A 13,898-nucleotide genomic window follows, 5' to 3' on the forward strand; every position below is an offset into this window, starting at 1 on the left:
TTAGCTGCCTCTGTACGTTGAGTAGCCAAATGGGCTAAGCAATAACGGAATATGATGATGCTTTTTATCTTGTAATCTAAAGGTAATTTGCGCCTCAGGGTAAAACGCAGGTGTTTCTTGGCTTTCATAATAGCTGTCTAAGTCAAAAACCAGTTTATAGGTTGCAAATTCTACGTCTGTGTTGAGCCAGTCGGTAATTCGCCCGTCGCTATTTGTTTTTCCTTGAGCAATTAATTGCCACTCGTTATTAGTGAGTGAAAATAATTGTACAGCTACATTTTCAGCCGGTTTGCCCGTGCTGGTATCTAAAATATGGGTAGTAATAGGGCTTTTATTCATAGCAATGACTCCAATCTTATTTTTGTTATTTTGGCTTGTTCGCCCGCGGCTATATTAAGCTCTGTGCTGCGGGTGTTGTGTATACGCTGCTCAATAAGTTCAAGCATTTGCTCAGCACTTTTACCACTGGCACACACAATAAATATAAAGCCAAATTTACTGAGGTATTCTTTATTTAGCGCAATCATTTTTTTTAGGGTTTGCTCGTTTGCTTTACTCATGCCTGATTGTTCGTGCCCCGCTTTTTGCGCTGTAGCGGCGTACTTTTTACTTAATGTTGATAAATCGCCTATTTGCGGGTGGCCTTCAAAAGCGGCTAAATAATCGCTTTCGCCTAGGCTATCCCATACGCTTTGTGCGCTGTTAAATAAGTGCTCTTTGTTTTCAAATGGCAAGATATTTAGCATACCGCTTACCCAGTTAGGGGCGGCGCAGCAATGCTCTAATGCTTGATGCGCTTGCGCTGCATTTAGGTCGTTAATTTTTAAGCTACTCATGCGTTTTCTTCCTCGTGCGTGGTGCTAATTAAGGCATTTTTAAGAGCACGCCATTGCAAGCCTTGGCGTTTGGGCGCATGGGTTTGCATAGCCTGATAAAGCCCAATTAACTGCCCGCTAATTGATATTGCCACTTCCATAGGGAGCTTGCCCGTTACATTTTCAAGCCCGACAGGGCAGGTTATTTGCTTTATTTGCTCGGTGGTAAAGTCACGATGAGCTAAGCGCTGCTTAAAGCGTTTTGCTTTGGTATCAGAGCCAATAACGCCAAGCCAATTGGCATCAGCGCGTTTAATAATGGCTTGTGTAAGTGCAAAGTCGAGCTGGTGGTTATGGGTCAGTATTAAGTAATTGTTAGCTTTAGGCGCACGTTTTACTTGCTCTGTTGGCTCTTCATCAACCACTTTTATTACGTTATTAGGAATAACCTGCGGGAATACATCGGCGCGGCTATCTATCCAGCGTATGCGCATAGGTAATTGCGCCAATATACCAATAAGCGCCTGTGCTACATGGCCTGCGCCATAAATATCAAGCGTAAAGCGCTCGCATTGCATGCACTCAAGCATAACGGTGGCAGCTCCCCCGCAGCATTGGCCTAAATTTGCGCCTAGGTTAAATTGCTCTATCACTTGCGCTGCCTCGCCTTTGGCAAGTAGCTCGCGGGCTTTTTCTATTACTACGTATTCAAGGTGTCCACCGCCAAGGGTGTCGTAAATGTGCTCGCCGCTTATTACCATTTTAGAGCCTGTGCCGCGTGGGGTTGAGCCATTGGTGCCAAGTACAGTGGCAATAACATAATTAATGCCGCTTTGTTCGTGCTCGTTTATAGCTTGCGCCCAATTTTGCGTATGAAAACCCTGAAACGACTCATTTAAATTAGCCATGTTGCTGCTCCTTAAACCAGCTAGTGGTTTGCTCAATTGCATTTAATACACGCTCAGGTGTGGCAGGTGTATCAAGTGGAGCGGTGTATTTGTAATCGGCCACACTGCTTATAGCATTACGAATAGCACTCCACACACTAAAGGCCAACATAAACGGCGGCTCGCCAACCGCTTTTGATCTAAATACCGTGGTTTCTGGGTTGGCCGAGTTATATAAATTTACATTAAATTCGGCTGGGGTATCGCCAATTGCAGGAATTTTGTAGTTAGCAGGGCCAAAGCTTGCAAGCTGGCCTTTATCGTTCCATTGTAAGTCTTCGGTGGTAAGCCAGCCCATACCTTGCACAAAAGCGCCTTCAATTTGGCCTATATCAAGTGCAGGGTTAATTGAGCTGCCCACATCGTGCAGTATATCCACGTGAGTTACTGTGTTTTCGCCTGTCAGCGTATCTACTTCTACTTCACTGAGTGCTACGCCATGCGCGTAGTAAAAAAATGGCCGGCCTTCGCCTTTCGCTCTATCGTAATGAATTTTAGGCGTGGCGTAATAACCGGTTGATGAAAGCGATATACGATTCATATAAGCAAGGTTTGCAAGTTCGCTAAAGCTAATTTCGCCTTTGCTAAAGGTAATGAGATTATCTTTAAATACAATACTTTGGCTGTCTACTTCAAAGTGCTCACTTATAAAGTTTATTAAACGCTCTTTTATGGTATTTACCGCGTTTAGCGCCGCCATGCCATTTAAGTCAGTCCCGCTTGATGCGGCGGTTGGCGAGGTGTTTGGTACTTTGTCGGTACGGGTAGCGCTTATGCTTACTGCGTCAAAATCAACGCCAAAGCCATGGGCTACTATTTGCGCTATTTTTGTATTAAGCCCTTGGCCCATTTCGGTGCCGCCATGGTTTAAATGAATTGATCCATCGCTATAAACATGTACGAGTGCACCCGCCTGGTTTAAGTGTTGTACGGTAAACGATATACCGTATTTAACCGGCGTCATCGCAAGGCCTTTTTTGATAATAGGGGATGATGCGTTAAAGGCTTTAATTGCCTTTTTTCGCGCCCAGTAATCACCTGACTCCTCAAGTTGGCTTATCATATCTTTTAAAATATGCTGCTCTACTGTTTGATGATACGGGGTGGTGTCGCGGCCTTTTTTGTATAAATTAAGTTTTCGGATCTCAAGCGGATCTTTACCTAATTTAGCGGCTATGTCGTCCATTATTAGCTCGCCCATGATCATGCCTTGCGGGCCACCAAATCCTCTAAACGCAGTGTGACTTACGGTGTTTACTTTACAGCGGTTCCCCTTAATTGTGGCCGCTGGGTAGTAATAAGCGTTATCAGCATGAAACATTGCACGGTCTACAATGGCATCAGATAAATCAGGCGAATAACCACAAAATCCATTTACAGTTACATCAGCGCCTTCAATCAGGCCATTTTCGTCAAACCCTACATGGTATTGATTATAAAATGGATGGCGTTTACCGGTAAGTTTAAAGTCGTCGCTGCGGGCTAGGCGCATTTTAACGGCGCAGCCAAGGTAGTAAACTGCAAGGGCAGCAAGGCAAGCCCACGGTGCGCCTTGGGTTTCTTTACCGCCAAAGGCTCCGCCCATCCGGCGGGTTTCTACATTTACAAAGCTAAATGGCTTTTTTAAAATTTTAGCAACTAAGTGCTGCACCTCTGTTGGGTGCTGTGTAGAACATTGAACATGAATCCCGCCATCGTTGTCGGGCTGAGCGAGTGCTATTTGCCCCTCAAGGTAAAAGTGTTCTTGCCCGCCTATGTGTATTTCGCCTTTAAGTTGGTGGGCTGCATTATTAATGGCTTGCTCGCTATTACCGCGGTTAAGTGAATGTGGCGGCCTTACCCAGTGCTCTTTTTTAATCGCTTCTTTAATATCAAGTATGGGGGTGGTTTGCTCGCACTCTATAACCACTAAGCGAGCAGCGCGGCGCGCAATGGCGTAGCTTTTGGCAACCACTACCAGCACAGGTTGCCCGTGATATTGAATTTCGTGATTGGTTAATAGCACATCCCCAGGAAATACTGGGCCAATATCAAGCTTACCGGGTACATCATCGGCCGATAAAATACGTTTAACGCCTGCCACTTCAAGCGCTTTACTTGTATCAATTGATTTAATAAAGCCGCTGGTAATGGGCGCAAGTACAGGGTAGGCGTGCAAGCAGCCATGGGGCTCTGGGTTATCGTCGGCGTAGTTTGCATTGCCACATACTTGCTTTATTGCGCTTTCGTGATACTTAGATTGGCCAACACTTCCGCCTTGGGCTTTTAGTTTATCCATTTCAAAGTGACGCATGTGAAATCCTCGTAATGGCAATGTTGTTATTATTTTTACTGCTTGGCTGTGCGCCGCAAAACTCAATACCAATACGCTGTAGCAAGTTTTTGCTTACCGTAGTGCGGTAATGCGCGCTGCTGCGTACATCGCTCATGGGAGCAAAGTCATCATTTATAGCACTAGCGGCATCTATAAATGTGCTTACTTGTAAGGGCTGAGCATTTAGCTTTTGCTCTATGTGCGCGGCGCGTTTGGGTATTGCAGCCATACCGCCCATGGCGCAGCGGGCATTGCTAATTACGCCTTGCGTTTGCTCTATAGCCAGCACTAAACACACAGTAGATATATCATCTTCAAAGCGTTTTGAAATTTTATGACACGCAAGCTTTAACGAGTCTGGGCGTTTAGGTACGGTAATTTTGCTAATGACTTCATCGCTTTTAATGACTGTTTTTTTGTAATCAACAAAGTAGTCGGCCACGTTTATTGTACGTGTGCCTGCTGCGCTTAATAAATCTAAAGTGGCATTAAGTGCAATGAGTAAAGGAGCTGGATCGCCAATAGGAGAGGCGTTTCCTATGCTGCCACCTAAGGTGCCACTGTTACGTACTTGGTTAGAGCCTAGGCGTTCAAACAGCTCTTTAGACTCAGGGTAGTAAGTGTAAAACGCTTCAACAAATTGGCTGTAAGGGAGTGCTGCACCAATATGTAGCTCGCCGCTGTTATCGCTTAAAGTGCACAGCTCACTGGTTTGGCTAAGCGATATAATAATATTGGGCAATAGCATGTTTTGGCTAAGCTCAATGGCAAAGTCGGTGCCACCAGCAACCAGGTGTGCCTGTGGGTAACGCGCTTTAAGCTCAACAAGTTGCGCTGCACTTTGCGGTAAATAAAACGTACGAGGGCCATTTTTTAAACAAGGAATGTCATCACCTATATTTAGTGATGCCTTAAATTGTGCCGCCATGGCAGAGTAAGGCTCATTTTTACGCTCGTAGCTATAAGCTTTTTCAACTGCAAGTAAAATAGGGCTGTAACCCGTACAACGACATAAATTACCCCCTAGCGCATGAATAGCGGCTTTTTTACCTGGGTAACTCGGGTTATTAATATAAAGCGCCAACATGCTCATTATTATGCCAGGGGTACAAAAACCACATTGCGAACCATGGCACTCAACCAATGCGCGTTGCACTGGGTGTAAATCGTTAAGTGTAGGGTAAAGCCCAGTTGTTACAGCCTCTACGGTTACTATGTGTTTTGCGTGTGCATTACCTAATAAAAGCAGGCAGCTATTCATGGTTTTATAGTGCCAAACTGGCTCACCGTTTGAATTTAGTTTTTCTTCGCCAACTAAAATTGTGCATGCGCCACAATCGCCTGTTGCACACCCTTCTTTGGTGCCCATTTTCCCTTTTTTGGTGCGAAGCCAGTCCAAAATGGTGAGATTCGGCGCGCATTCTTCTACTTCTATTGGCGTGTCATTTAATAAAAACGTAATCACACAGACCCCCTTAACTTTTATAAAGCCCTGATATGTAAAGGCTTGGCGTATATTTTTTCTTGTTGTTTTTAAGCAGGTAAGAAAAAAACTTTTTCATCTTGGTAAGTTAATTGCAGATACCATGCCATTGTTGACCGCTTGGTCAGCTAAGTTTCTAGGCTAGCTTATTTAACCAACAAGCACAAAGAAAGGTTTAAATAATGGACAATAAATACCGCCTTACTATGCAGGGAATGACAAAGCAGTACCCCGGATGTATAGCCAACGACGGCGTAACAATAAAAATAAAACATGGTGAGGTGCATGCCCTGCTTGGTGAAAACGGCGCGGGTAAAAGCACGTTAATGAAAATGCTTTACGGTGTAGTTAAACCTGACCAAGGGGACATGTTTTTTAATGGTCGTAAAATGGACATAAAAGAACCCGCCGATGCCCGCGAATTAGGCATAGGTATGGTGTTTCAGCATTTTTCGTTATTTGAAACCCTAACAGTTGCGCAAAATATCGCGTTAGCACTGGGCGATTTAGTAGGGCATAGCAGCACACTTGCTAGCAGAATTAGTAAAACATCGGCTAGGTACGGCATGCCGCTGGACCCGCATAGGTTAGTGTCTACGCTTTCAACAGGCGAGCGCCAACGAGTAGAAATAGTCAGGTGTTTATTATTAGATATTCAACTGCTTATTTTAGATGAACCCACCTCGGTACTCACTCCGCAAGAAGTAGACGCACTGTTTAAAACCCTGCATTCGCTTAAAAAAGAAGGCTGCTCGGTGCTGTTTATTAGCCATAAGTTGCATGAAGTTATTGCGCTGTGCGACAGCGCCACTATTTTGCGCGCCGGCAAGGTAAGTGGGCATTGCATTCCTAAAAACGAAACCAGCGAATCAATAGCTCGCTTAATGGTAGGCGACAGCACCCCGATAAGTAACCAAACACGCAGAGCGACTGGCACAGGTGATTTTTTAACAGTCGATAACTTATCAACCAGTGCGCAGGCGTTATTTGATATTGCGCTTAAAAACATTAACTTTGCCGTACAACAAGGCGAAATAGTCGGTATTGCAGGGGTTGCCGGTAATGGGCAAGAGGAGCTATTAAAAGCGCTTTCGGGAGAGGAGCCACAAAAAAATAGCAATGCAATAAAATTTAAAAATACCGCTGTTGATGCGTTATGCCCTCTAAAAAGGCGCAGGCTTGGGCTTGCATGCGTACCAGAGGACAGGCTAGGGCGCGGCGCAGTCCCTGATATGGACTTAGCGCACAATGCACTTCTTACCAGTTTTGATAGTGGTTTAGTTAAAAAAGGCTTTTTAGTAAGACAAAAAATTAGCCAACTCGCCGACAAAATCATTAAAAAATACAACGTAAAAACCCCCAGCAACCGTACTCACGCAGCAAGCCTTTCGGGCGGTAATTTGCAAAAGTTTATTATTGGCCGAGAGGTTGAGCAAAACCCACAATTGCTGGTTATGTCGCACCCTACTTGGGGTGTAGATATTGGCGCGCAAGTTGCCATTCACGAGGCAATTTTATCGCTGCGCGACGAAGGCTGTGCAGTACTGGTTATTTCAGAAGATTTAGACGAGCTCTATAAAATTTGTGACCGTATTGGTGCAATTTGTGATGGCAAACTCTCACCTATTTTAAATACCGACTGTGTACCACTTGTGCAATTAGGGCAGTGGATGGCGGGCGATTTTAATCACGACACTAAAAGCAACACAGCAAAAATAACACCGCAAGGAGCGCTGGCATGATAAAGCTTGAACCCCGCGTAGAGCGCTCAAACACATGGAGTTATCTTTCTCCTGTTTTAGCCATTTTACTCACTTTAATAACAGGTTATGTGGTGTTTGCCTTACTAGGGCACGATCCGCTTAATGCCTTATATACCTTACTCATAGCGCCTATTTCTGACTGGTACGGCGTTACCGAGCTATTAGTAATGACCATTCCAATTTTATTATGTGCCTATGGTTTAGCGCTGTGCTACAGAGCGTCGGTGTGGAATATAGGTGCTGAAGGGCAGCTACTGATTGGCGGCGTATGCGCCAGTGCCGTAGCTGTTAACTTTGTTGACTCTACAAGTTCCTTTGCATTAGGGCTTACATTACTTGCAGGTATTGCCGGTGGCATGATGTGGGCAGGCTTAGCCGCGTTTATGAAATTACGTTTAAACACCAACGAAATTTTAGTCACCATTATGCTCAATTACATTGCCGTTAATGTGTTGCTGTGGTCAGTACACGGGCCATTAAAAGACCCATACGGTTATAACTTTCCTGAAAGCGCCTTATTTGGCGATAGCACCTTACTACCAGTTTTATTTGAGGGTACTCGCCTTCATTTAGGGCTTGCATTTGCGTTATTAGCGCTGTGTGCCACATGGGTATTTATTAGTAAAACCTTTGTGGGTTTTCAAATTCAAGTACTTGGGCTTGATGCATCGGCCGCCAAAATGGCGGGCTATAAACGTGCGCTTTTAATTGCAGGGGTATTGGTAATAAGTGGCGGGTTAGCTGGGCTTGCAGGGGCTGGCGAAGTAGCTGGGCCTATTGGGCAATTAGTACCGCAAATATCACCCGGTTATGGTTACGCTGCAATTATTGTGGCTTTTTTAGGGCGCTTACATCCGCTTGGGATCACCTTAGCAGGGCTGTTAATGGGGCTTATTTATATGGGCGGCGAAATGGCGCAAATAGAAATTGGCCTACCCAATGCCATTACCGGCATTTTTCAGGGCTTAATGCTGTTTTATTTACTCTCGTGCGATGTGCTTATTGGTTATCGCATTAAATTGTTACTGCCATTTAAACAACAAAAAACGCAGCTAACACCCATCGCACTGGAATCTTAAACATGGATTTAGAGGTATTCACAAATATTTTATACGCCACTATTCGCACCGGCACGCCTTTATTGCTGGTGGCTCTAGGTGAAATGGTATGCGAGAAAAGCGGCACACTTAACCTTGGGCAAGAGGGCATGATGTTATTAGGCGCGGTGGCAGGGTTTATAACCATGTACCAATGCGACAACCTCTTTATAGGCTTTAGCGTGGCTGCGCTTGTGGGGGTGATGGCGTCGTTAGTATTTGCGTTTGTAGCACTTAATTTAAATGCTAGCCAAGTGGCTGCGGGGTTAGCGCTAACTATTTTTGGCACGGGCTTGTCGGCATTTTTAGGCGTTGATTACGAGGGTAAAACCATTAATGCCTTACCCACTTTAGCAATTGCAGGGTTTGAGCATATTCCGCTACTGGGCAAAGCATTGTTTTCGCAAGATGCCATTGTGTATTTAAGTTGGGCATTAATACTTGGCGCTTATTTATTTTTTAAATACCACAGGGCAGGGCTTGCGGTACGCGCTATTGGTGAAAACCCAGGCGTTGGTAATAACTTAGGCTTGCCTGTAATGCGTACTCGCTATTTAGCGGTGATGTTTGGCGGCGCAATGGCGGGTATTGCAGGGGCGTACCTATCGCTTGCTTACACGCCCCTTTGGACACAAAACATGACCTCGGGTCGTGGCTGGATAGCACTGGCTTTAGTGGTATTTGCAAGTTGGCGAATTGAGCGGGTAATGCTAGGCGCTTATTTATTTGGTTTTGCCAGCATTATGCACTTAGTGGCACAGGCGCTTGGCTTAGCGGTGGATTCTAATTTACTGGCCATGCTGCCTTATGGTGCAACGCTTATAGTACTGATTATGCTAAGTAAAAATAAACAAAAACTAAAAATGTACGAACCCATGTGGCTAGGTAAGCCTTGGCATAAGGGCCATTAAAAATTTTATACAAAGAGTAACAATAAGCCTTCAACAGGATATTAAAAATACAACACGGAGAATAACAATGAAAAAACTAATAACAGCGCTTGGCGTAGCACTTAGCTTAGGGTTAAGCGCGAGTGCAATGGCAAAAGACAGCGTAAAAGTAGGGTTTGTATATGTAAGCCCGATTGGCGAAGCTGGTTGGACTTACACCCACGATGTAAGCCGCCGCTACCTAGAGGATAAATTTGGCGAAAAAATAAAAACCACCTTTGTAGAGAGCGTGCCAGAGGGCGCCGATGCAGAGCGAGTTATTACACAACTAGCCAAAAGCGGGCACGATTTAATATTTACCACCTCGTTTGGCTACATGAACCCGACCATTAAAGTGGCTAAACGTTTTCCTAACGTAAAGTTTGAGCATGCAACAGGTTATAAACGCGCTAAAAATGTGGGCACTTATTTTGACCGTATTTACGAAGGGCGCTACCTAACCGGTGTTATTGCTGGGCACATGAGTAAATCTGACAGTATTGGCTATATTGCCGCGTTTCCTATTCCTGAGGTAATACGCGGTATTAACGCGTTTACTTTAGGCCTGCGCTCAGTAAAACCTAACGCAAAAGTAAAAGTAGTGTGGGTTAATAGCTGGTTTGACCCTGGTAAAGAGCGCGAAGCTGCCGACAGTTTAATCGACCAAGGTGTTGATATTATTACCCAGCACACCGACTCACCCGCCCCACTTCAAGCCGCAGAAGCCGCTGGAATATACGCCATTGGTTACCACTCAGATATGAGCGGCTATGGTAAAAAAGCGCACCTTACGGCACCTGTTCATCATTGGGATGAGTTTTACGCCGAGCGCGTGCAGCAAGTACTTGACGATAAATGGCAATCGCAAAATGTATGGAAAGGCATAGATGCCGGTATGACTCGCTTAGCGCCACTGAGTAAAGATATTCCTGCCAATGTTGTTGCCGAGGTAGAGGCGATTAAAACCAAAATTGCCAACGGTGAGTTTCATCCATTTAGTGGCCCAATTAACAATCAGCAAGGTGAGCTGGTAACTAAAGCGGGGCAAACAATTGATGATAAAACCTTACTTGGTATGGACTTTTATGTAGAGGGTGTTGAAGGGCAGCTTAAATAAGCGCCACTGTATTTAAATTAAAACCTGGGCAAGGCATTTATACCTTGCCCATATTAAAGCGCTAAAAGGATGTTGACTATGTCAAACCAAGAAGCAATCTCAGAAGACATAATTTACGCAGTAGATGATAAACCAGGGCTGACCGAATCTTTTTTTGCTGCCCTGCAACATGTACTGGCAAGTTTTGTAGGTATTATTACGCCCACGCTTATTATTGGTGGCGTGTTGGGGCTTGGTAGCGAAATACCGTATTTAATTAGTATGGCGTTGTTTGTATCGGGGGTTGGTACATTTATTCAGGCTCGCCGTGTGGGGCCAATTGGCTCAGGGCTTATATGCGTACAAGGCACCAGCTTTGCGTTTTTAGGCACTATTTTGGCAACCGGTTTTACCGTAAAAGCCACTGGAGGCGGAAACGATGAAATACTTGCCACCATTTTTGCTGTGTGTTTTTTAGCAGCCTTTGTAGAGATATTTATTAGCTTTTTTATAGAAAAGCTTGGCAAAGTAATTAAGCCTGTAGTGACCGGTGTGGTGATCACCACCATTGGGGTTTACCTTATTAAAGTAGGCATGACCGACATAGGCGGCGGGCAATGGTTATTAACTAATATGCCTGAAAAGTTTGCCTCGCCAAGCAACTTAATTGTGGGTTTTTCGGTGGTGGCGCTGGTGGTATTACTAAATGCTAGCAAAAATCAGTGGGTAAGGCTTACCGCTGTAGTAGTTGCCATGTTAGTAGGGTGGTTACTTGCACTTATTTTAGGTATAGCCAAATTTAAAATGGGCGAGTTTGATTTAATAGCCATGCCATTACCCTTTAAATATGGCTTTAACATTGATTTTGGCGCCATGTTTGCCTTTAGCTTTTTATACCTAATTACCGCCATTGAATCCACAGGCGATATAACCGCAAATTGTGCGGTGTCTAAATTACCGGTAAAAGGCGCAAGCTATTTAGCGCGTATACGCGGCGGTATTTTAGGCGATGGGGTTAACTCAATGATTGCTGCCGCATTTAATACGTTTCCTAATACTACTTTTAGCCAAAATAACGGCGTTATTCAGTTAACCGGTGTAGCAAGTAGATACATTGGCCTGTGGATTGGTGTAATTTTGATTATTTTAGGGTTATTTCCGGTGATTGGTGCCGTGCTACAAAATATTCCTAAACCAGTGCTAGGCGGTGCAACGCTCGTGATGTTTGGCACAGTGGCAGCCGCAGGGGTAAAAATTCTTGCAAGCGAAAAAATAAATCGTCGTAGCTTACTTATTATTGCGGTGAGCTTAGGTATGGGGCTAGGGGTTAGCTTTGTGCCCGAAATGTTTATAAATGCGCCTAAGCTGGTAACCGCTATTTTTGGCAGCGCTGTAACGGTATCGGGTTTAACCGCCATCGTTATGACGCTTGTTTTACCAGAAAATTATTCAGCAAGTACAGATCATCTTAACTAGACTAATAAAATTATAACAAAGGGATTAACAATGAAAATTACAACAATTAAAAAATTAGCCTTAGTCAGTGCTATCGCGGTGTGTTCAAGTAGTGTGTCGGCAAAAGAGCTGTGGTCAGATTTTAGTATAACCGCCATGACCGGCGCCGATTACCTCGAGCCGTTCTCGGGGGAGGAAGATGACAGAAGCGTAGTAACCATTGAGCATGCATCGGGGCATACATGGGGCGGTACCTTCTTTTTTATGGATAGATTAAGTAACCCCGATGAAGTATACGGAGAGCTAAACATAAACCCAACGCTTTACAAGCCACAAAACAGCTTTGTTAAAGAGGTGTTTTTAGGCCTACAAACAGAATATGGCTCGGGCGATACCGATCAAAATAACTACTTATTAGGTGGCGGCGTATCGTTAGATGTACCAGGGTTCCAATATTTTAATGTGGCTTATTACCGTCGTTTTCAGGACGATATTGGCATAGAGCGTGAAGATAACAACCAAATAACCGTAACGTGGGGCTATAACAAGGGTAACTTTAGATACGATGGCTTTTTAGATATTGTTGACAGTACCGACACTATGTTTGGTAAAAGCGAAGGCGGTTTTAACTTTACCTCACAACTTAAATACAACATTGCTCCTATGCTTGGCCTAGACACAGGTCGCCTTGATGTAGGCATAGAATACGTATATTGGAAAAATAAGTTTGGTGTAGACGGTCAAACAGAGCACAACCCAAACCTAATGGTTAAATGGCATTTTTAAAACTTTAAGCGTTACAGAATACAAAAAAGGCTGCTAGTTAATGCAGCCTTTTTTGTATTATTAAATGTACCTATAAAAGCACTTTTTATGATAGCTTTAGATGTGGTTTAAATATCTTTTAGTATTTATGGTATCACCTTAAAAGATAGCCATTTCCCAATTAACATAAAGGATTTTTAATGAATATTAGTGCTAATTTTATCTATATTATTTTAATTTTTTCATCTTTAATACCTGCCTTACTTTCTGTACGTTTAGCTGCTAAACAAAATCGTTCAAAGCTTGTTAGTGCATTTGTTACGTTTGCCTTAGGATTTACTTTTATTGGTGGTTGGATTTACCTTGCGGTAATGAATTTAGTAAACCCTAAAAACATAGAAGCACTAAAGTAGAGCAATATTTTTAATTTTAAATACCTCCCGCCACAAACCCAAAACGGACATTACAATGACAAAAGAAGAATTACTTAAAGTTGCGCAAGGCGATATTAATTTTACTTTTCAATCAATAGCTTATTCTCTAGCTTTAATTATACTATCGGCTTCGTTATTTGTTTTTGAACTAAGCAGCAAAGTACAAATGGGCATACTTTTATGCATTATCGCTTTATTTAGTTCGTTTATTTTTTATCAGTTAAATACGCGTTTAAATGCCGTATTAACGTTAATAGAGTTAGGTAATAAACAGAGCTAATGAGTCAAATTTACGAATAAGAATTTCTCGATTGCTTTGTTTATATCATTTATATTTACTTTTAACGCCAGATTAAAAGGAAGAATGATGAAACCCCTCATTTTAATTTTATGCTTGTTTATAAGCTGCTCAGTGTGGGCCGAAACCACTAAAAATATGCCCGTAGCAATAAACTGGTTACAGTTAATTGATGCGGGTGAATACACAAAAAGTTGGCAACAAGCCGATGCGCTATTTAAATCGCAATTAAGTAAAGCAAACTGGAAAAACGCCCTAAACACAGTGCGTGCGCCACTAGGTAAAGTGGCTACGCGAGAACAAATAAGTGCTAATGCTTACTCATCTTTACCTGGTGCCCCGCAAGGTAAATACCTTATTGTGCAATTTAAAACGCAATTTTCAGCAAGGCTTGCGGTTGAAACCCTTACATTAAGTAAAAGTAGTGGGCAATGGCGCGCGGTTGGCTATTTTATTAAATAACCAGCGTTCAATACCAATCCGTAATAATACATAATGATTT

Annotated in this window: 14 protein-coding genes; 9 read left to right on the plus strand and 5 right to left on the minus strand. The window is 43.4% G+C overall.

Features of this window, described 5'->3' with window-relative positions; genetic code table 11:
* The 5 genes from uraH to xdhA are packed head-to-tail and all read right to left on the minus strand — an operon-like array spanning position 1 to position 5,541.
* Positions 1–339, minus strand: a complete 339-nt coding sequence (gene uraH, locus VOI46_RS20005; protein ID WP_004587054.1) for a hydroxyisourate hydrolase — start codon at positions 337–339, stop codon at positions 1–3.
* Positions 336–836 carry a 2-oxo-4-hydroxy-4-carboxy-5-ureidoimidazoline decarboxylase gene (gene uraD, locus VOI46_RS20010; RefSeq protein WP_004587055.1) on the minus strand — a complete coding sequence of 167 codons (501 nt, stop codon included), beginning with the start codon at positions 834–836 and terminating at the stop codon, positions 336–338. The genes uraH and uraD overlap by 4 nt, the downstream gene beginning before the upstream one ends.
* Positions 833–1,723 (minus strand): xanthine dehydrogenase accessory protein XdhC, encoded by an 891-nt coding sequence (xdhC, locus tag VOI46_RS20015; RefSeq protein WP_004587056.1) that lies wholly within the window; start codon positions 1,721–1,723, stop codon positions 833–835. The genes uraD and xdhC overlap by 4 nt, the downstream gene beginning before the upstream one ends.
* The gene (gene xdhB / locus VOI46_RS20020; RefSeq protein ID WP_004587057.1) at positions 1,716–4,055 is read right to left on the minus strand and encodes a xanthine dehydrogenase molybdopterin binding subunit; all 2,340 of its coding nucleotides are present in this window, start codon (positions 4,053–4,055) and stop codon (positions 1,716–1,718) included. Before xdhB ends, xdhC begins: the two co-directional genes overlap by 8 nt.
* Entirely contained in the window at positions 4,042–5,541 is a 1,500-nt protein-coding gene (gene xdhA, locus VOI46_RS20025) for a xanthine dehydrogenase small subunit (RefSeq protein ID WP_004587058.1), read from the minus strand. The genes xdhB and xdhA overlap by 14 nt, the downstream gene beginning before the upstream one ends.
* 200 nt (positions 5,542–5,741) lie before the next feature.
* Here xdhA and VOI46_RS20030 point away from each other — a divergent pair, with 200 nt between their 5' ends.
* From VOI46_RS20030 to VOI46_RS20070, 9 genes are all read left to right on the plus strand, one after another.
* Positions 5,742–7,301, plus strand: a complete 1,560-nt coding sequence (locus VOI46_RS20030) for an ABC transporter ATP-binding protein (RefSeq protein WP_004587059.1) — start codon at positions 5,742–5,744, stop codon at positions 7,299–7,301.
* Positions 7,298–8,401 (plus strand): ABC transporter permease, encoded by a 1,104-nt coding sequence (locus tag VOI46_RS20035; protein WP_004587060.1) that lies wholly within the window; start codon positions 7,298–7,300, stop codon positions 8,399–8,401. Before VOI46_RS20030 ends, VOI46_RS20035 begins: the two co-directional genes overlap by 4 nt.
* A gap of 2 nt (positions 8,402–8,403) precedes the next feature.
* The gene (locus VOI46_RS20040) at positions 8,404–9,330 is read left to right on the plus strand and encodes an ABC transporter permease (RefSeq protein WP_004587061.1); all 927 of its coding nucleotides are present in this window, start codon (positions 8,404–8,406) and stop codon (positions 9,328–9,330) included.
* Positions 9,331–9,397: 67 nt separating this feature from the next.
* On the plus strand, positions 9,398–10,465 hold the full coding sequence (locus tag VOI46_RS20045; protein WP_248532348.1) for a BMP family ABC transporter substrate-binding protein: 1,068 nt from the start codon (positions 9,398–9,400) through the stop codon (positions 10,463–10,465).
* A gap of 78 nt (positions 10,466–10,543) precedes the next feature.
* Positions 10,544–11,920 (plus strand): nucleobase:cation symporter-2 family protein, encoded by a 1,377-nt coding sequence (locus VOI46_RS20050; protein WP_004587063.1) that lies wholly within the window; start codon positions 10,544–10,546, stop codon positions 11,918–11,920.
* Positions 11,921–11,950: 30 nt separating this feature from the next.
* Positions 11,951–12,685, plus strand: coding sequence for a DUF5020 family protein (locus VOI46_RS20055; protein ID WP_004587064.1), 735 nt, complete (start codon positions 11,951–11,953; stop codon positions 12,683–12,685).
* A gap of 179 nt (positions 12,686–12,864) precedes the next feature.
* Positions 12,865–13,077, plus strand: a complete 213-nt coding sequence (locus VOI46_RS20060; RefSeq protein WP_004587065.1) for a hypothetical protein — start codon at positions 12,865–12,867, stop codon at positions 13,075–13,077.
* A 55-nt stretch (positions 13,078–13,132) separates the two neighbouring features.
* Positions 13,133–13,378: a hypothetical protein gene (locus VOI46_RS20065; RefSeq protein ID WP_004587066.1), complete on the plus strand. Its 246-nt coding sequence runs from the start codon at positions 13,133–13,135 to the stop codon at positions 13,376–13,378.
* Positions 13,379–13,462: 84 nt separating this feature from the next.
* A complete protein-coding gene (locus VOI46_RS20070; RefSeq protein ID WP_232423984.1) occupies positions 13,463–13,858 on the plus strand; it encodes a DUF4019 domain-containing protein in 396 nt (131 codons plus the stop codon).
* The last annotated feature ends 40 nt before the right edge of the window (positions 13,859–13,898 follow it).

The organism is Pseudoalteromonas sp. CuT4-3 (genome assembly GCF_035666335.1).
In the GTDB taxonomy this organism is placed as follows: domain Bacteria; phylum Pseudomonadota; class Gammaproteobacteria; order Enterobacterales; family Alteromonadaceae; genus Pseudoalteromonas; species Pseudoalteromonas atlantica.